The sequence below is a fragment of the Stenotrophomonas sp. PI_27 genome (assembly GCF_027854495.1).
Classification (GTDB): Bacteria; Pseudomonadota; Gammaproteobacteria; order Xanthomonadales; family Xanthomonadaceae; genus Stenotrophomonas; species Stenotrophomonas pavanii.
On the sequence record NZ_JAJNOF010000001.1, the window covers coordinates 440916 to 460314 of the forward strand.

Genomic DNA, 19399 nt, shown 5'->3' on the forward strand with positions numbered 1-19399 from the left:
GGCGACCGTCGCACGCTAGCGCCGGCAGGGGTGGGGCGGCAAGCTGCAGAAGCGGCGGCATTACAGGGCCTGACGGCCGGGCGCGGTAGAATCCCCGGCCATCCCAGAACCACCGGATCCCGATGAGCCCCAGCCCCGCCGAACGCGCCGACGTCCTCCGCCGGCAGATCGCCCAGGCCAACCGCGCCTACCACGAGCTGGACGCGCCGGAGATCCCCGACATCGACTACGACCGGATGGTGCGCGAGCTGGAAGCGCTGGAGCGCGAACACCCGGAACTGGCCCGTGCCGACAGCCCGACCCAGCAGGTCGGTGCACGCCCCTCCGGCCGCTTCCCCGAAGTGCGCCACGCGGTGCCGATGCTGTCGCTCTCCAATGCCTTCAGCGACGAAGAGGTGGCTGATTTCGTGCGCCGCATCGACGAGCGCCTGGGCCGTCGCAGCCTGCGGTTCTCGGCCGAGCCGAAGATGGATGGCCTGGCGATCAGCCTGCGTTACGAGGATGGGCACTTCGTGCTCGGGGCGACCCGTGGCGACGGCACGACCGGCGAGGACGTGACCGCCAACCTGCGCGAGATCGGCGATATTCCCAAGCGCCTGCACGGCAAGGACTGGCCGGACGTGCTGGAGGTGCGCGGCGAGGTCTACATGGCCCGCGCCGACTTCGAGGCCTACAACGAACGTGCGCGCCAGCAGGGCGGCAAGGTGCTGGCCAATCCACGCAACGCGGCGGCCGGTTCGCTGCGCCAGCTCGACCCGAGGATCAGCGCGCAGCGCAGGCTGAGCTTCTTCGCCTACGGCACCGGTGAAGTACAGGGCGGCGAACTGCCGGACACCCATTCGGGCACGCTGGCCCAGCTCGGCGCCTGGGGTTTTCCGGTCAGCGCGCTGTGCCAGGTCGTGGAAGGCACCGACGGCCTGCTCGGTTATTACCGCATGATCGGCGAACAGCGTGACGGCCTGCCGTTCGACATCGACGGCGTGGTCTACAAGCTCGATGACCGCGCTGGCCAGCAGGCGATGGGCTTCGTTTCGCGTGCGCCACGCTGGGCCATCGCGCACAAGTTCCCGGCGCAGGAGCAGAGCACCACCGTCGAAGCGATCGAGATCCAGATCGGCCGCACCGGCGCTGCCACGCCGGTCGCGCGGCTGGCGCCGGTGGCGGTCGCCGGCGTGATCGTATCCAACGCCACCCTGCACAACGCCGACCAGATCGCGCGCCTGGATGTGCGCGTCGGCGACAGCGTGATCGTGCGCCGCGCCGGCGATGTGATCCCGGAAGTGGTCAGCGTCATCCTCGACCGCCGCCCGCAGGGCACCACGCCCTGGCAGATGCCGACGCGCTGCCCGGTGTGCGGCTCGGAGATCGTGCGCGAGGAAGGTGCCGCGGCGTGGCGCTGCTCCGGTGAGTTGTCCTGCCCGGCGCAGCGCAAGGAAGCCATCGCCCATTTCGCGTCGCGGCGCGCGATGGACATCGATGGCCTCGGTGACAAGTACATCGAAACCCTGGTCGACGCCGGCATCGTTACCAGCGTGGCAGATCTGTACCGCCTCAATCGCGACCAGCTGCTGCACCTGAAGCTGGTGCTGGATGCTGAAGACCCATCCGCGCTCGCGGCCGCGCTGAAACCGCACCTGCCTGCCGAGGGCAGTGGTGCAGTGCTCACGGCGGTGCTCAGGCTGGACGGCAACGATCCGGGCTGGCGCGCACAGGCGTTGGCGCAGCCGGCCAGCTTCGAGTGGAACACCAGGAAGATCGCCACCAAGTGGGCCGACAACCTGATCGCTGCAATCGACGCCAGCCGCGCCGCCACGCTTGAGCGCCTGCTGTTCGCACTGGGCATCGAGCACGTCGGCGAGAGCACGGCCAAGGCGCTGGCGCAGTGGTTCGGTGACCTGGAACTGATCCGCCACCTGCCGTGGCCGTTGTTCAAGCGCGTGCCGGACATCGGTGGCGAAGTGGCCCGTTCGCTCGGCCATTTCTTCGAGCAGCCAGGCAACCAGCAGGCCATCGACGACCTGCTGCAGGTCGGCCAGGTGCGCATCAGTGACGTTCATGCGCCCAGCGCCCGGCTGCGCGAGGGGCTGGATCTGGCGCAGCTGCTGGTCGAGGCAGAGATCCCCGGCATCACCCGCCTGCGTGCGGAGAAGCTGGCAGCGGCGCTTCCCAGCGCGCAGTCCGTGCTCGATGCGGAGCACGGCCAGTTCGTCAACGCCGGCCTGCCGGACGACACCGCGCGCGGCCTGGCCGCCTGGCTGGATGCCGAGGGCCACGGTGCGATGCTGCTGGCCGCCGAGAAGGCGATGCAGGAGATCCTGGCCAAGGCGCCGGCACTGGCGGAGATCGTGGCCGGCCCACTGGACGGGCAGACCGTGGTGCTGACCGGCACGCTGGCCCAGCTCACCCGCGATGTGGCCAAGGAGCGCCTGGAGGCACTGGGCGCCAAGGTCTCCGGCAGCGTGTCGAAGAAGACCAGCTTCGTGGTTGCCGGCACCGAGGCCGGCTCCAAGCTGGACAAGGCGCAAGCACTGGGCGTGCCGGTCTGGGATGAGGATCGCCTGCTGGCCTACCTTGCCGAACACGAATGACGATTCCGCCGGGCGCCCGTGCACCCGGCATGAAATACAAAGGAGTACCCATGCAGACCGCCCCGCTCGATTTCCGCCTGGCCACCCGTGCCGACGAGGAACGGCTGATCGCGTTGATGCGCGAGTTCTACGCCGAAGACCGGATCGACTTCGACGACGCGCGCGTGCGCCGCGGCGTGGATGCGTTGCTGGCCGACCCGCGCAACGGTGAAGTGCTGCTGTGGCTGGACGAGGCGGCTGAAGTGGTCGGCTATGCGGTGATCGCGATGGGCTTCAGCCTGGAGCAGGGCGGGCATTTCATGCTGCTGGACGAGCTGTACCTGAGCCATCGCGCACGTGGGCGTGGACGTGGCAAGCAGGCGCTGGCGATCTGCGAGCAGCGGGCACGTGGGCGTGGGGTCAGCCGCCTGCGCCTGGAAGTGAACCACCATAACGAACTGGCCCGCCGCCTGTACCTGGCCAGCGGCTACATCGACGACACCCGTGACCTGCTGACCCTGCCCCTGGACCATCCGCGCCCGGAGGGCATCCTGTGAGCGAAGCCCTGCTGCGTGCACTGCGGCAGCGTGCCGCGCTCAATGCGCTGGTGCGCCGCTTCTTCGCCGAGCGTGATGTGCTGGAAGTGGAGACGCCGATCCTGTCGGTCGCGGGCAACACCGAGCCGAACATCGACAGTTTCCATACCGACTTCAGCGGCCACGTCGACGCCGGTGGCCGCCGTCGCTGGTTGCGCACGTCCCCGGAGTATCCGCTCAAGCGCCTGCTCGCCGCTGGCGTTGGCGACTGCTATGAACTGGGCCGCGTGTTCCGCAACGGCGAAGCGGGTGGCCGCCACAATCCGGAATTCACCATGCTGGAGTGGTATCGGGTCGGCTGGGACCACCACCGGTTGGTGCAGGAAACCGCCGAGCTGGTCGGCCAGGCGCTGGCCCTGGTCGGGCACCGTGCAACCCTGCGCGTGCTGAGCTACCGCGAGCTGTTCCAGCAGCATGTCGGCGTGGACCCGTTCGAGGCCGACGAGGCTGCGTTGCGCGCCGCGCTCGGCGACGTGCATATCGACCCGGTCGGGTTGACCCGCGATGACTGGCTGGACCTGCTGATGACCCACCGCATCCAGCCGCAGTTCGATGACGCGGTGATGACCGTGGTGCATGACTGGCCGGCCAGCCAGGCGGCACTGGCACGCATCCGCGAGGGTACGCCGCCGCTGGCTGAACGCTTCGAGCTGTACCTGGGCGCCGTGGAGCTGGCCAACGGCTATCACGAACTGAACGATGCCGACGAGCAGCGCAGCCGTTTCCTGCGCGACCAGCAGCGACGCCATGCGCGCGGGCAGGTGCAGCCGGCGCTGGATGAGGCGCTGCTGGCGGCGTTGCCGTCGATGCCCGCCTGTGCCGGCGTGGCGGTGGGTGTCGATCGCCTGCTGATGGCGATGAACCGCACGCCGCGCATTGCCGACGTGCTGGCATTCGACTTCGCCCACGCGTGACCGTCGCGCCTTTCTGAACACCGTAGGCTGAACGGATCGACGCTCCTGCGCGCTTGCGTCGGTAAGCAGGATGATGCTCTTATCACGGCCAATGCCGGACACTGGCATGCAGTTCATCCATTCCTGGTGGGGAAGGCTTTGGTCAAGTGGTTCGCAGTTGTTGCGGCACCGGTGTACTCCATTGCGCTCTGGGGTGCCTGGCTGCCGTCGCCGGCGTCGGCCCAGCAGGTGGGCTACGACGGCGAAGTGGTGACCTGCGAATCGCGCGACATGGGCTGGGTGCACTGCGATATCGAGGTCGCCAACGGCGTCGACCTGGTGCGCCAGCTGTCCAGCAACAGCTGCATCCGTGGCAGCGAGTGGGGCACTGACCGCAGTGGCGTCTGGGTCACCCTGGGCTGCCGGGCCGAGTTCCGCGCCCGGCGCGCAGCGGGCGCGGCCCCGCCTGCGGACAGCGCCGGCAAGCGGCTGGTGCGCCGCGTGGTGCGCTGCGAATCCAATGGCCGTCCGCAGAGCTGCCCGGTGCGCCTGGATGGCGCCCCCGTGCGCCTGCTGCGCCAGCTGTCGGTGCTGCCATGCCGCGAGGGGCAGGGCTGGGGCTACAAGCGCAATGAGATCTGGACCAGCCGCGGTTGCCAGGGCGATTTCGAGGTGGCCGACGATGATGGCCGCTTTGTCGACATGCCGCGTCGCCTGACCTGCGAATCGAAGTCGAAGAAGCGGCGCTTCTGCGGCGCCAGCATCTCCGTTGGCGCGGTCGTTTCCGAGCAGCTGTCGAGCACGCCCTGCGAGGAAGGCAGTACCTGGGGCTGGAGCCGCAACGGCATCTGGGTGGACGGCGGCTGCCGCGCCGAATTCTCGGTGAATTGAGCCCGGGCGGGCTCCAACGCTGCCGGGCGTGGCCCTACAATGGGCCCATGAACACTGCCTCCGACATCGACTACGCCCGTTATGACCACATCCGCCCGATCCTGTGGACCGGCGATGCCCTGCAACTGCTGGACCAGCGCAAGCTGCCGTTCGTGGTCGAGCATGTGGTCTGCCATGACAGCGACGAGGTCGCCAGCGCCATCCATGCGTTGACCGTGCGCGGCGCGCCGGCTATCGGCATCGCCGCCGCCTGGGGCGTGGTGCTGGCCGCCCGCGGGGTGCAGGCCGCCGACGGTGCGCACGCCCTGCAGCAGCTGGAACCGGCGCTGCAGCGGCTCAATGCCTCGCGCCCGACCGCGGTCAACCTGGCGTGGGCGCTGGCGCGCATGCGCCGTTGCCTGCACGCCGCCGGCGCCGACTGGAAGGCACTGCTGGAGGCCGAAGCGCAGGCCATCGCCGAGGAAGACCTGGCCGCCAACCGCCACATGGGCGCGCTGGGCGCCGGCCTGATCGAGGCCGGCAGCGGCGTGCTGACCCATTGCAACACCGGCTCGCTGGCCACCGCAGGCTTCGGCACCGCGCTGGGCGTGATCCGTGCCGGCATGGCCCAGCACCGCATCGCCCGCGTCTTCGCCGGCGAGACCCGGCCGTGGCTGCAGGGCGCGCGCCTGACGGTGTGGGAGCTGCAGCAGGATGGGATCGACGCCACCCTGATCGCCGATTCGGCCGCCTCGCACCTGATGAAGACCGGCGCCGTGCAGTGGGTGATCGTGGGCGCGGACCGCATCTGCGCCAATGGTGACACCGCCAACAAGATCGGCACCTACCAGCTGGCCATCGCCGCCCGCCACCACGGGGTCAAGTTCATGGTGGTCGCGCCGTCCTCGACCGTGGACATGGAAACCGTGGACGGCAGCCAGATCGAGATCGAGCAGCGTGATCCGGGCGAGCTGTACGGCGTGGGCGGCACCCGCACCGTCGCCGAGGGCATTGCCGCCTGGAACCCGGTGTTCGACGTCACCCCGGGCGAGCTGATCGACGCCATCGTGACCGAGCGCGGGGTGATCCTGAACCCGACCGCCGAGAACATGCGCACCGCCTTCGGCAGCTGAGGCGCAGGGGAGGGCGGCGCGACCGCCGCCCCGGTAGTGCCGGCCGCTGGCCGGCAACCCCCTAAGTTCCTGATTTGTGCCGGTAAAATCCCCGTAAAGGCAGGCGGAAAACAGCCCGTTGTGGTAGTATCCACAGGTTGAATCGAGGTTCCGGCGCGACCCCCTCCCGCAGAGGGCTGCGCCGGACTGGACCGCTACCAGACAACGGAACCCGAATGGCAGAAACCGCCAAGGAAATCATCCAGGTCAACCTGGAAGACGAGATGCGCAAGAGCTACCTCGATTACGCGATGAGCGTGATCGTGGGGCGCGCGCTGCCGGATGCGCGCGACGGCCTCAAGCCGGTGCATCGTCGCGTGCTGTACGCGATGAACGAACTCAACGCGCACAGCAACAAGCCCTACTTCAAGTCGGCGCGTATCGTCGGTGACGTCATCGGTAAGTACCACCCGCATGGCGATCAGTCGGTGTACGACACGCTGGTGCGCCTGGCACAGCCGTTCTCGCTGCGCTACATGCTGGTCGACGGCCAGGGTAACTTTGGTTCGATCGACGGCGACTCCGCTGCGGCGATGCGATACACCGAGGCGCGCATGTCGCGCCTGGCGCATGAGCTGATGGCCGACATCGACAAGGAAACCGTCGATTTCCAGCCCAACTACGATGAAAAGGAACTGGAGCCGACGGTCATGCCGACCCGGTTCCCGAACCTGCTGGTCAATGGTTCGGCCGGTATCGCGGTGGGCATGGCGACCAACATCCCGCCGCACAACCTGAGCGAGTCGATCAATGCCTGCATCGCGCTGATCGACAACCCGGAAATCGATGTCGACGGCCTGATGGAGTACATCCCGGGCCCGGATTTCCCGACTGCCGGCATCATCAACGGCACCGCCGGCATCGTCGCCGGCTACCGCACCGGCCGTGGCCGCGTGCGTATCCGTGCCAAGGCCGATATCGAAGTGGCCGACAACGGCCGCGAGTCGATCATCGTCACTGAAATTCCTTACCAGGTGAACAAGGCGCGTCTGATCGAGAAGATCGCCGAGCTGGTCAAGGAAAAGAAGATCGAAGGCATCAGCGAGCTGCGCGATGAGTCCGACAAGGACGGCATGCGCATCTACATCGAGATCAAGCGCGGTGAATCTGCCGAGGTTGTGCTGAACAACCTGTACCAGCAGACGCAGATGGAATCGGTGTTCGGCATCAACATGGTGGCGCTGGTCGATGGCCGCCCGCAGTTGATGAACCTCAAGCAGATGCTGGAGGCGTTCGTCCGCCACCGCCGCGAAGTGGTCACCCGCCGCACCGTGTTCGAGCTGCGCAAGGCGCGCGCCCGTGCCCACGTGCTGGAAGGCCTGACCGTCGCGCTGGCCAACATCGACGAGATGATCGAACTGATCAAGACCTCGCCGAACCCGAACGAAGCGCGCGAGCGCATGCTGGCACGCGTGTGGGAGCCCGGCCTGGTCGGTGCGATGCTGGGTGCCGCCGGTGCCGAAGCCTCGCGTCCGGAAGACCTGCCCAAGGGCGTGGGCCTGATCGAGGGCGGCTACCAGCTGACCGAGATCCAGGCCACCCAGATCCTGGAAATGCGCCTGCACCGCCTGACCGGGCTGGAGCAGGACCGCCTGACCGACGAGTACAAGCAGCTGCTGGAAGTGATCGCCGGGCTGATCCACATCCTGGAAGATCCCGACCGCCTGCTGCAGGTGATCCGCGAGGAACTGGTCAACGTCAAGGCCGAGTTCGGCGACGAGCGCCGCACCGAGATCCGCCACAGCGAAGAGGACCTGGACATCCTCGACCTGATCGCGCCGGAAGACGTGGTGGTCACGCTGTCGCACGCCGGCTACGTCAAGCGCCAGCCGGTCAGTGCCTACCGCGCACAGCGCCGCGGCGGGCGTGGCCGCAGCGCGGCGGCGACCAAGGAAGAGGACTTCATCGAACAGCTGTGGCTGGTCAACACGCATGACACGCTGCTGACCTTCACCAGTTCGGGCAAGGTGTTCTGGCTGCCGGTCTACCAGCTGCCCGAAGCCGGTTCCAACGCCCGCGGCCGTCCGATCATCAACTGGATCCCGCTGGAGCCGGGCGAACGCGTGCAGGCCGTGCTGCCGGTGCGCGAATACGCCGATGGCCAGTTCGTGTTCTTCGCCACCCGGAACGGCACGGTCAAGAAGACCCCGCTGGGCGAGTTCGCCTTCCGCCTGGCCCGCGGCAAGATCGCGATCAACCTCGACGAGGGTGATGCCCTGGTCGGCGTCGGCCTGACCGACGGCGAGCGCGACATCCTGCTGTTCGCCTCCAACGGCAAGACCGTGCGCTTCGGTGAGGACAAGGTCCGCTCGATGGGCCGTACCGCCACCGGCGTGCGCGGCATCAAGATGCCGCCGGGCGAGGAAGTGGTCAGCCTGATCGTGGCCGAGAGTGCCGGTGGCATCGAGGACGAGAACGAGGACGACAATGGTGTCGAGGACGCCGCGGCCAGCGCTGATGCGGTGATCGACGGCGCCGATGACAGCAGCGTGCAGTACATCCTCACCGCCACCGAGAACGGCTATGGCAAGCGCACCCCGTTGCCGGATTACCCGCGCAAGGGGCGTGGCACGCAGGGTGTGATCGGCATCCAGACCACTGAGCGCAACGGCAAGCTGGTCGCCGCAGTGCTGATGGGCTCCAGCGACGAAGTCCTGCTGATCTCCGATGGCGGCACCCTGGTGCGTACGCGTGGTTCGGAAATCAGCCGCGTCGGCCGCAACACCCAGGGCGTCACCCTGATCCGCCTGTCCAAGGACGAGAAGCTGCAGGCGGTGGAGCGCATGGACGCCTCGATCGACGAGGACGAGGACGAGGTGGCCGTGGCGGCCCCGGCCACGACCGACGGCGCCCCGGCCGCTGCCAGCAGCGAGGACGCCGCGCAGGACTGATCCTGCCGCGAGCCTGAGGTACCCGACGACGCCGGCCAAGTGCCGGCGTCGTCGTATCCGGATGCCGCCCGTGCGCGCGCGCTTCACGTTGGCGGTGGGATAACGGCGCATGCTGCCCCCGGAGATCGACGATGTCCGCCACGCCGCAGTCCGCTCCCGCTCCCGTCCGTGCCTCCCGGCATCCCCTGGTCACCGTGCTGTCGCTGCTGCTGGTCCTGCTCGGCCTGGTCATCGGCGGGCTCGGCGCGTGGCTGCTCAGCCTTGGCGGCTCGGCGTACTACGCCATCGCCGGACTCGGCCTGCTGGCCAGTGGCCTCCTGCTGTTTGGCAACCGTCGCAGCGGAGCGCTGCTGTATGCGCTGGTGTTCATCGGAACACTGCTGTGGACCTGGTGGGAAGCGGGCAGTGACTACTGGCGCTGGGTGCCGCGGCTGGGCCTGGTGACGGTGCTCGGCATCGTGCTGGCACTGCTGGCGCCGACCCTGCGCGAACCGGTCTCCAGGCGCCTGTCGCGCAGCGTGGCCGGCGTGCTGATGCTGGTGTTCGTGTGCGCCTTTGGCCTGGCCTTCGCGCCACACGGCGAAGTGGACGGGCAGCAGCCGTTCCCCGAAGGCGCGGCCAGCGCCGGACTGGAACCCACGCGCGATACCACCGGCCTGCAGCCGGCCGACCAGCCTGCCGCGGGCGATTGGCCGGCGTGGGGCCGCAGCAATGCGGCCACTCGCTATTCGCCGCTGCAGCAGATCACTCCGGCCAACGTGGCTACGCTGCAGCCGGCCTGGCAGTTCCGCACCGGTGACCTGCCGAAGAAGCGCTGGGGCGCGGAAACCACGCCGCTGAAGATCGGTGACCGCCTCTATCTGTGCACCGCGCGCAATCGCCTGATCGCGCTCGATGCCGCCACGGGCAAGGAACTGTGGCGGTTCGACCCGAAGGTGCGGGATGCTTCGATTCCGTACACCGCCGCCTGTCGCGGCGTGAGCTATTACGAGCAACCCGCCACACCGACCTTCGCCGATGCGGTGCTGGCCGACGTCGCTGCCGATCTGGCCCTGCCCGAGCCGCCGCCCAGCGGCAGCCGCAGCGCCGCACCGGGCAGTCGTCCGGCCTGTTCGGCCCGCATCATCGAAGGCACGCTGGATGGCCGCATCATCGCGGTGGATGCCGACAGTGGCCGCCCCTGCGCGAATTTCGGCAACAACGGCCAGGTCGACATCACCCTGGGCATGGGCGAGGTGCCACCTGGCTATGTGTCGATCACCTCGCCGCCGGCCATCGTGCGCGGCGTGATCGTCACCGGCCACCAGGTGCTGGATGGACAGCGCCGGGATGCACCTTCGGGCGTGATCCAGGCCTACGACGCGATCACCGGCAAGCTGCGCTGGACATGGGACATGGACCGGCCAGAGCGCAGCGGGCTGCCGCCGCGCGAGCAGACCTACACGCGCGGCACGCCGGACATGTGGACCACCGCCACCGGTGATGAAGCACTGGGGCTGGTCTATCTGCCGCTGGGCAATTCCGCAGGCGACTACTGGAGCGGCTCGCGTACCGAAAGCCAGAATCGCTATTCGACCTCGCTGGTGGCGCTCGATGTGGCCACCGGCAAGCCGGTCTGGCATTTCCAGGCCGTGCGCAAGGACGTGTGGGACTACGACCTGGGCTCGCAGGCCAGCCTGATCGATTACCCGACGGCGGCAGGCAAGGTGCCGGCGCTCCTGCTGCCGACCAAGCAGGGGGACCTGTACATCCTCGACCGCCGCAACGGCCAGCTGCTGACCGCCGCCGAAGAGCGCAAGGTACCGGTGGGCGGCGTCGAACCCGGACAGCGTTCTCCCACGCAGCTGTTCTCGCTGTACCACACGCTGCGTCGGGAGCAAAACCTGACCGAGCGTGACATGTGGGGCATCACTCCGATCGACCAGGTGGTCTGCCGCATCCAGTTCCGCAAGGCGTACTACGAAGGCATCTACACGCCGCCGAGCAGTGATCGCCATTCCATCGAATACCCCGGCTACAACGGCGGTTCGGACTGGGGCAGCGTGTCCATCGACACGCGTCGCGGTGTGATCGTGGCCAACTACAACGACATGCCCAACTACAACCGGCTGGTGCCACGTGCTGAAGCCGACCGGCTGGGCTGGTTGCCGCGCGAGAAGATCCGTGCCGACAGGGGCGGTGGCGAGGGTGCCGGCGATCCGCAGGTGGGCACGCCGTACGGCATCCAGGTCAACGCTGGCTGGCGGCTGCCGTTCACCGGCCTGCCGTGCAAGCAGCCGCCCTATGGCGGCATCCGTGCCATCGATCTGCGTACCGGCAAGCTGCTGTGGGACCGTCCGTTCGGCAGTGCACGCGGCAATGGACCGTTCGGCATTCGTTCCGGCCTGCCGATCGAGATCGGCACGCCGAACAATGGCGGCTCGGTGGTGACCGCCAGCGGACTGATCTTCATCGCCGCCGCTACCGATGACCTGCTGCGCGCCATCGACCTGAAGACGGGCAAGGAGCTCTGGCACGCCACGCTGCCTGCCGGCGGGCAGGCCACGCCGATGGTGTACGAGCAGGGTGGGCGCCAGTACGTGGTGATCATGGCCGGCGGCCATCACTTCATGGAAACCCCGAACGGCGATTACGTGATGGCGTATGCGCTGCCCAGATAGGGCCGACAGGGTACAACCGGCTGGGTAGAGTCGACTGTTAGTCGACTATCGCGCGAAGCGCGGGCTTTCCAGCGTGGGGGAGAAAAGCAGTCGACTAACAGTCGACTCTACCCAGTTGACTCTACCCAGGCGACTCTACATCCCGGACGCTGTATCGAGATGATCACTGATTCCCGCATCGGTAGTGAACCGATGCCGGAAATCCATGCGGGCGGGCATTCTCGAACTCATGCCAAGTCCCCAACTGCTTGCCGGCCGGCGATCCATCGCCGGCAATGTCTACACCATCACCATGGTGTGCCGGAATCGCTATCGCGTATTCGATTGCCCTGCCAATGCCCACCTTGCCATGCAGCTCCTCGGATCGATGGATCGGGAAGGCCTGACTGCATCACTTGCCTGGATCATCATGCCGGATCACATTCACTGGCTGGCTCAACTTCGTAGTCATTCGCTAGGCTACTGCGTGCAGCGCTTCAAGGCGCGCAGCAGCTTTCTAATAAACCGACGGCGAGGGAGCCGGGGTGCAATCTGGCAGGCAGGCTATTACGATCATGCAATCCGCAGTGATGCATCGCTGCGCAGGCACGCTTGCTACATTCTGGCAAATCCCGTTCGAGCCGGTCTTGCCGCGCAGATCGGTGAGCATCCGTATGGATGGTGCCGCTGGCCGTTGAACGAGCTTGAGCCAGCAGGCGAGCGCGAATGGTGATGGCACCGGCCGGGTGGCGTCTACCGGGTAGAGCCGACTCTACCCGATCGATGTCACTCGGATGGTGCCGGGACCCGCACCATCTTCGTCATCAGGTGTTCCACCACGCCGGCCGGATCGGCTGTGCGCCCCACATGCGTGCTCGACATCTGCACGACGGAGCTGCGCTTGGCGGTGAGGAAGTGGAACCGTGCGCGCGCCGGCAGCTGCGCGATCGGCCCAGCGCTGGCATCGCCGCGGCAGATCGCCACGATCGCATCCAGCCACGGCTGCAATGCCTCCTGGTCCAACGCCGGGGCGAAGGCGCGCAGGCGCCCGGGATCGATCTCGATGGCCGCTTCCAGATGGCGCGCGCCGGGGCAGGAGACGATCACTCCGACGTTGATGAACTCCTCGCGTTCCACCCGCGGAACCACGCGGATGACCGCATAGTCATACGTGTGCAGCGTGGGCACGGATGGCCTCCTGCACGAACACTGCACGCACTTTCAATCGGTGCCTGAGATAGGAAATGTAGCCCTGGCGATAGTCCTGCGGGCTGTCGAACGCCGGTTCGTCCACCAGCCAGCTGTCCGGCACCAGGCCGACGATGCGCTCGATTTCGGCATCGGTCAGGCGCGCAGCCAGTTCTGCATCCACCTCGGCAATACGGCTGGCGAACGACAGCAGCACATGGTCGCGGATCAACACGAACGGCTTCTCGCAGGCGTCACCGGCATTGGCCCAGTCGTGGTGGAAGTACATCGCCGCGCCGTGGTCGATCAGGTACAGCTTGCGGTGCCATACCATCAGGTTGGGGTTGCGCGTGGTGCGATCCACGTTGCTGGTGAACGCATCGAACCAGACGATGCGCGAGGCCAGGTCGGCGTCCACCGGCATCGCCGCCGGATCGTAGTTGATCGCACCCGGCAGGTAGTCCAGGCCCAGGTTCAGGCCTTCGCTGGCACGGATCAGTTCCTGGATCTCCGGGTCGGGCTCGGTGCGAGCGAACTCGCGGTCCAGCTCGACGAACAGGATTTCCGGAATCGGCAGGCCCAGCGTGCGTGCCATTTCGCCGGCGATCAGTTCGGCAATCAGTGCTTTCGGGCCCTGGCCAGCGCCGCGGAACTTCAGCACGGCCATGCCGTCGTCGTCGGTCTCGACCACGGCGGGCAGGGAGCCGCCTTCGCGTAGCGGGGTGATATAGCGGAGGGCATGTACGGTGCGCATGCCCGCATTCTAGCGTGGGTGCAGGGGCGACCCGGCGGCCCGATCGAGCGGGCTCGGCCTTCACCTGTCCGTTCCGTCCGTGGTGGCAGCATCGGTGTCACGAACCCTCGGGTTCAGGGCGTGCTGGCGCTCCCCATGCGGGTAGTCCAGGCAGGGCAGGTGCCCTGCTGCCAGCGATGCCCGCACTGCGAAGCGGAAACCTCATCCACGATGTCCAGCAGGCTACGGAGGTGCACCGATGAGCGATGAATTCACTCCCATGCTGCCGCCCTTGGACGATGCCAAGGTCGAGGAAATGATCGGCAAGGTGGTGCTGGTGGGCGTCACCCGCTATGGCGGTGACGGCCAGGTGCAGGGGCTGGAGCAGTACGCCGGTACCGTGCTGCGCATCAGCGCCGACGAAGGCGTGGTGCTGGCGGACGAGAATGACGGCCATGAGCGCTATCTGCCGCCGATGCTCGACCACTACCTCCCCGCCGAACCGGGCGAGTACTGCATGCGCAGCAGCGGCATGATCGTGGTCGACCCGGACTACCTGGCCACCTGGGACCTGCATGCCCAGCAGTAGTGCCAGGCCATGCCTGGCAGGCGCCTGCGGCCGCCGCCTGCCGGTGTGGCACTTTGCCCCATCCGGCCACTAGCCCTTCCGGCCCATTCACCACAACCCCTGCGGTGCTAGATTCGGGTTCATGCCCGATTCCGGGTACCCATTCACACCCCAGGGGATAAGGATGCTGATCCGTCGAATCTCTCTGGCGGCGGCCGTTGCCGTTGCCACCGTCGGCCTGCTGGCCGCTGGCCCGGCGCTTGCCGACTACGCGAAGCCGCCGGAGCACCTGCTCAAGGTGCTGAAGGCACCGCCGCCGCCGACGCCGAACGTGGCTCCGGGCGGCCAGCGCCTGTTGCTGACCACCGCGCAGACCTACCCATCGATCAGCCGCGTTGCCCAGCCGTACCTGAAGCTGGCGGGCGTGCGCCTGGAGCCCAAGAACCGCAGCCGCCATGACACCCCCGGCGGCTATGGCATTCCGGCCTGCGTGGCCGACTTCACCCTGGTCGACATCGGCACTGGCAAGGAGACCAAGGTCAACCTGCCGCAGGGCTGCGCCACCGGTGCGCTGTGGTCGGCCGATGGCAGCCAGTTCGCGTTCCAGAACGCGGTCGATACCAGCGTGCAGTTGTGGGTGGGCGATGCGGCGACCGGGCAGGTGAAGCAGGTGCCGAACGTGCAGCTGAACCCGATCTTCGGTTCTACCGTGCAGTGGCTGGGCGGCACCCGCAACCTGCTGGTGAAGCTGGTGCCGGCCAACCAGGGCCCGGCGCCCTCCAATGGCGGCGTGCCGACCGGCCCGGACGCGCAGGAGTCGCTGGGCAGCAGCGGCGAAAGCAGTACCTACGAAGCCCGCGACACGCTGACCAGCGTGCACGACGAAAAGCTGTTCGCCTACTACGCTGCGTCGCAGCTGGCCGTGGTCGATACCACCGCCAACAGCGTGCGTCCGGTCGGCCAGCCGGCATTGTTCAACGAGGTCAGTGCCGCACCCGATGGCATGCACGTGCTGACCGAATCGATCAAGGCACCGTATTCGCACGCGGTGACCTACCAGCGTTTTGCCAATGACGTGGCCGTGCTGGATATCAGCAATGGCCGCAGCGCGCCGATTGCCAGCCTGCCGCTGGCCGACCGCGTGCCGGTGCATGGGGTGCCGGAAGGTCCGCGTAGTTTCGACTGGCGCGCCACTGATCCGGCCACCCTGGTCTATGCCGAAGCGCTGGACAAGGGCGACTGGAAGGTCAACGTGCCGCATCGCGATCGCGTGCTGATGCTGAAGGCGCCGTTCAACGGCAAGCCGGTCGAGATCACCCGTACCGCACAGCGCTTCGAAGGCTTCGCGTGGACCGCCGATCCGGCCGTGGCGTTCCAGTACGAGAACGACGAGAACCGCCACTGGATGCAGACCCGCATCGTCGACGTGGACCAGCCGAAGCAGGAGGGCCGCCTGCTGTGGGACATGTCCAGCGACGAGCTGTACGCCAACCCCGGCAACCTGGTGTTCACCCGCCTGCCGAATGGCGCGCAGGTCGTGCGCCGCGAGGGCAACCATGTGTTCCTCAGTGGCCGCGGTGCGTCGCCACAGGGCGACCGCCCGTTCCTCGACCGCCTGGACCTGGGCACGCTGAAGAGCGAGCGCCTGTTCCGCAGCAGTGCCGACGCCTACGAGCAGTTCCTCGGCTTCAGCAACACGCCGGGCCGCTACCTGACCTGGCACCAGTCGGTGATCGATCCGCCGAATGCCTTCATCCGCCAGCAGGGTGAGGCGGTGGCCGACGCGAAGGCCGGCGAGGCGCAGTTCGCGTCCACCGCCACCGCGCTGACCAAACTGATCGACCCGACCCCGGAAGTGCGCCAGATCAAGAAGCAGCTGGTGACCTACAAGCGCGCCGACGGCGTGGACCTGTCGTTCACGTTGTACACGCCGCCGGGCTACAAGGAAGGCCAGCGCGTGCCGGCCATCCTGTACGCCTATCCGGCCGACTTCGCCAACGCCGCGCAGGCGGGGCAGGTGTCCGGTTCGCAGCAGACCTTTACCCGTCTGCAGCCGTACCGGCTGATGCTGCTGGCCGGCTACGCGATCATCGACAATGCCTCGTTCCCGATCGTGGGTGATCCGAAGAACGCCTACGACACCTACCTGGAGCAGCTGGAAGCCGATGCCAAGGCGGCGGTCGACAAGGCGGTGGACATGGGCGTGGTCGACCGCAACCGCATCGGCGTGACCGGCCACAGCCACGGCGGCCTGATGACCGCCAACCTGATCGCGCACACCACGCTGTTCAAGGCTGGCGTGGCGACCAGCGGTTCGTACAACAAGACCTTTACCCCGTTCGGCTTCCAGAACGAGCGTCGCTCGGTGTGGCAGGCGCAGGATGTCTACCTGAAGGCCTCGCCGTTCTTCTATGCCGACAAGATCAAGCTACCGCTGCTGCTGGTCCACGGCGAGGACGACGCCAACCCGGGCACCGAGCCGTTCCAGTCGCGCAAGCTGTACCAGGCGATCCGTGGCAATGGCGGTACCACCCGTCTGGTGATGCTGCCGAATGAGCCGCACTGGTACACCGCGCTGGAATCGAACGAACAGCTGGTTGCGGAAATGCTGAACTGGTTCGATACCTACGTGAAGAACGCCAAGTAAGGGAACGGGAAGGCCGCCTCAGGGCGGCCTTCCTGCATCCTGTAGAGCCGAGCCCGTGCTCGGCTGGCGTTCGCCTGTAAACGGATTGAGGTGCTCTGCATTCAACTGTGGAGACTCGGTAACGACGTGTTACCGGCACATTCCTGCGTCATTCAAATGGGCTAGGCTGAGGCTGTGTGCTCGTTCCAGGTCGGTGCAATGAAAGCCATCTTCCTCGCTGCTGTGCTGTCGTTGGCCTCGATCTCAACGGCCTATTCTCAAGCGCTCCCCTCCGAACTGGCGCAGCTGGGCATCGTCGCCGGCATGCCCTACGCCAAGGCCAAGCGCCTGATGGATGCGGCAGGCTGGCAGGCGGGTCCGGTTCAGGACGCGCCTGAGTCGCTCGAAGGCTTTCCGGAAGTCGGATGCCAGAAGGGCGGAAAGCAGTGTGCGACGACCTTCAGAAAGGACGGTCAAGAGGTCGCGGTGCGGCTGGGCACCACCCTGGCCGGGCAGCCGTTCGTGCAGGGCGCGGACTGAGCGCGCCCGTTGCGCTCAGGCAAGCGGTATCCGGTCCTGCGCGCGTGACAGCCGATCATGCAGGTCACGCACATGCTCGGCCTTGGCATGCACGCGGGCAGTGTCGCCGAAGCTGCGCAGGTAGGTGCACGCGGCAAAGCCGGCACTCTTCCTTTCATAGTCGGCAATCCAGGCCAAGCGGTCCGGGTTGTTGGCCTGTTCGGCTGACCACGCGGCCACTGGCGGCCGGATGCGATAACGCAGACCGACGCGCCACGGCTTCGGTGTCAGCCGTGCACGGAAGCAATGCTGCAACCGGCACATGCGCGCGTATAGCGGATCGGTACCCAGCGCCTTGAAGAAATCCTGCGGCAGCGTGTCTTCGGGTGAGAACGTGGCATGCATCGCCAGCACGCGCAGCCCGGCCGGCGTGCGGTAGGCGCGCAGGTGCCAATCGGGGTGCTGTGCGCTGAAGGCGTCCACGCGCGTCAACGCAAGTCCTTCAACGCCGCCGGCGGCGGCCAGGCGTTGCTTCCGCCGCATCAGCACTGCCGCGTTGACCAGCAGCACTGCCGCCACGCCCAGGACCAGGCCCACCAGCCAGTGCCAGAGCAGGGTGCCGATGACCGCACCGGCAAGCAGCACGACCGCAGCGACGATCGCCGGTATCACGCAACCGGCCGGTGGCTGCGCATGATCGATATCGGCGAACAGCACGTCGGGGCTGTTGAGGCACAGTGCGCCGTAGCTGTTGCGGGTGATGATGACATCGCCATCGCGCTGCACGATCTGCTCGCGGATCGGTACGCCCTCCACGCCGTAGTTGCTGCGGATTTCGCGTCGCGGCAGCGCCTGGCCGGCGAGGATCGCGTTGAGTGCCTCGTTGGCGCGGCGGTCGGCATGCGCCTGCGCCTCTGCAGGGCCCTCGTCGGACCAGCCGAAGCGGCGCACGACCACCGGCCGGCCACGAAAACGGGCCTGCAGGCGGGCTTCGGCCCAGTACGCGGGAACGATCATCATCGTGCGGTGCTCCATCATCCATGGCAGGTGCCAGAGTCAGTCTGGCACAGCCCCGCAGGGCCTGCATGTGCCCGCTGCGGAGGCGCGGGCGGAGTGGTAGATTGCGCGCTTCGCATGCACTCCACCAAGGACGGAGCGATGTCCAGTTTCCTGCGTTGCCTGCTTGCCCTGGCCTGTGCCGGGGCGGTCGGCATGGCACAGGCGGATACCCCGCCGGGGCCGCAGATCCTCACCACCGATGCCAGCCGCTTCTACGCGCTCTACGACAGCACTAGCGGCAGGCCCAGTGTCGCCCAGCTGGCCGGCTACCTGGCCGACGGCAGTACGGGCCTGGATGAACTGGCAAAGGCGCGCCGGGTGACGCCCGAGCGTATTGCCGAAGCCATGGCCAGCCAGCCGGAGGTGTATGCGCACGGCCGCAGTTGCCTGGCGGAGCTGCCAGCGGTGAAGCAGCGCCTGGTGCAGGTGTTTGGCAACCTGCAGGCCATCTATCCGCAGGCCGCGTTTCCGCCCGTGACCATCGCGGTCGGCCGTGGCCGGCCGGTCGGGTTGACCTCGAAGAGCGGGGTGATCATCGGCCTGGAAGCGCTGTGCGCGGCGGATTTCATGAATCCCGATGTGCAGGATCGGTTCGTGCACGTGATCGCGCACGAGTACGTCCATATCCAGCAGACCGGCCTCACCGACTTCGAGCCGGGCGACCCGCGCGCGACGGTGCTGCGGGTGTCGCTGGGCGAAGGCATCGCCGAGTTCATCGCCGAGCTGATTTCCGGCAACGTCGGCAACAGTCGCCATGCGGCGTGGACGCGCGGCCGCGAGGTGCATGTTGAAAGCGCCTTCGCGCTGGATGTGGACAGCACCGATCTGTCGCCTTGGCTGTACAACTACAAACCCGGTTCGCAGGAGCCCTATGACCTGGGCTATTGGGTGGGCTACCGCATTGCCAAGGCCTATTACCTGCAGGCCAGGGACAAGCGTGATGCGGTGCGTGCGCTGATCCAGCAGGACAATCCAAAGGCGATCCTGGCCGCCAGCGGCTGGACGCCCGGCATGTGGATGCCGGCCAAGGTGACCGGCGTGGCGGCACGTTCAGCGGCACGCTGATCGCAGGTCGAAG

15 protein-coding genes are annotated in these 19399 nt (G+C 67.2%); 12 read left to right on the plus strand and 3 right to left on the minus strand.

Annotated features, from left to right (window positions below; translation table 11 throughout):
* The first annotated feature begins 116 nt into the window (after positions 1-116).
* The 8 genes from ligA to LRM18_RS02075 all read left to right on the plus strand — a co-directional run bounded on the left by ligA (position 117) and on the right by LRM18_RS02075 (position 12361).
* Entirely contained in the window at positions 117-2588 is a 2472-nt protein-coding gene (gene ligA / locus LRM18_RS02040; RefSeq protein WP_270950506.1) for an NAD-dependent DNA ligase LigA, read from the plus strand.
* 50 nt (positions 2589-2638) lie between these two features.
* Positions 2639-3124 carry a GNAT family N-acetyltransferase gene (locus LRM18_RS02045; protein ID WP_040007425.1) on the plus strand — a complete coding sequence of 162 codons (486 nt, stop codon included), beginning with the start codon at positions 2639-2641 and terminating at the stop codon, positions 3122-3124.
* Entirely contained in the window at positions 3121-4077 is a 957-nt protein-coding gene (gene epmA / locus LRM18_RS02050; RefSeq protein WP_064238842.1) for an EF-P lysine aminoacylase EpmA, read from the plus strand. The genes LRM18_RS02045 and epmA overlap by 4 nt, the downstream gene beginning before the upstream one ends.
* A gap of 138 nt (positions 4078-4215) precedes the next feature.
* Complete coding sequence (locus tag LRM18_RS02055) at positions 4216-4947, plus strand: DUF3011 domain-containing protein (protein WP_049465856.1); 732 nt, start codon at positions 4216-4218, stop codon at positions 4945-4947.
* 47 nt (positions 4948-4994) lie between these two features.
* Entirely contained in the window at positions 4995-6059 is a 1065-nt protein-coding gene (mtnA, locus tag LRM18_RS02060) for an S-methyl-5-thioribose-1-phosphate isomerase (RefSeq protein WP_164687865.1), read from the plus strand.
* 215 nt (positions 6060-6274) lie between these two features.
* Complete coding sequence (gene gyrA, locus LRM18_RS02065) at positions 6275-8989, plus strand: DNA gyrase subunit A (RefSeq protein ID WP_057493202.1); 2715 nt, start codon at positions 6275-6277, stop codon at positions 8987-8989.
* Between the two features lie 131 nt (positions 8990-9120).
* A complete protein-coding gene (locus tag LRM18_RS02070) occupies positions 9121-11649 on the plus strand; it encodes a membrane-bound PQQ-dependent dehydrogenase, glucose/quinate/shikimate family (RefSeq protein ID WP_270950404.1) in 2529 nt (842 codons plus the stop codon).
* Between the two features lie 205 nt (positions 11650-11854).
* A complete protein-coding gene (locus LRM18_RS02075; protein ID WP_210241069.1) occupies positions 11855-12361 on the plus strand; it encodes a transposase in 507 nt (168 codons plus the stop codon).
* Positions 12362-12414: 53 nt separating this feature from the next.
* Here LRM18_RS02075 and LRM18_RS02080 read toward each other — a convergent pair whose 3' ends face one another.
* Together LRM18_RS02080 and LRM18_RS02085 are read right to left on the minus strand one after the other, a co-directional pair.
* Positions 12415-12816: a DUF3037 domain-containing protein gene (locus LRM18_RS02080; RefSeq protein WP_150828153.1), complete on the minus strand. Its 402-nt coding sequence runs from the start codon at positions 12814-12816 to the stop codon at positions 12415-12417.
* Positions 12794-13570: a HipA family kinase gene (locus LRM18_RS02085; protein ID WP_053460795.1), complete on the minus strand. Its 777-nt coding sequence runs from the start codon at positions 13568-13570 to the stop codon at positions 12794-12796. Before LRM18_RS02085 ends, LRM18_RS02080 begins: the two co-directional genes overlap by 23 nt.
* Before the next feature lie 238 nt (positions 13571-13808).
* Here LRM18_RS02085 and LRM18_RS02090 point away from each other — a divergent pair, with 238 nt between their 5' ends.
* The 3 genes from LRM18_RS02090 to LRM18_RS02100 all read left to right on the plus strand — a co-directional run bounded on the left by LRM18_RS02090 (position 13809) and on the right by LRM18_RS02100 (position 17283).
* Positions 13809-14138, plus strand: a complete 330-nt coding sequence (locus tag LRM18_RS02090) for a hypothetical protein (protein ID WP_049465874.1) — start codon at positions 13809-13811, stop codon at positions 14136-14138.
* Positions 14139-14301: 163 nt separating this feature from the next.
* Positions 14302-16764, plus strand: a complete 2463-nt coding sequence (locus LRM18_RS02095) for a prolyl oligopeptidase family serine peptidase (RefSeq protein ID WP_270950409.1) — start codon at positions 14302-14304, stop codon at positions 16762-16764.
* 198 nt (positions 16765-16962) lie between these two features.
* A complete protein-coding gene (locus tag LRM18_RS02100) occupies positions 16963-17283 on the plus strand; it encodes a hypothetical protein (RefSeq protein WP_270950410.1) in 321 nt (106 codons plus the stop codon).
* Between the two features lie 15 nt (positions 17284-17298).
* Here LRM18_RS02100 and LRM18_RS02105 read toward each other — a convergent pair whose 3' ends face one another.
* The gene (locus tag LRM18_RS02105; protein ID WP_270950412.1) at positions 17299-18282 is read right to left on the minus strand and encodes a hypothetical protein; all 984 of its coding nucleotides are present in this window, start codon (positions 18280-18282) and stop codon (positions 17299-17301) included.
* 138 nt (positions 18283-18420) lie between these two features.
* On the opposite strand from LRM18_RS02105, the gene LRM18_RS02110 reads away from it, so the two are divergent.
* Entirely contained in the window at positions 18421-19386 is a 966-nt protein-coding gene (locus LRM18_RS02110) for a DUF2268 domain-containing putative Zn-dependent protease (protein WP_206632428.1), read from the plus strand.
* Positions 19387-19399: the final 13 nt, after the last annotated feature.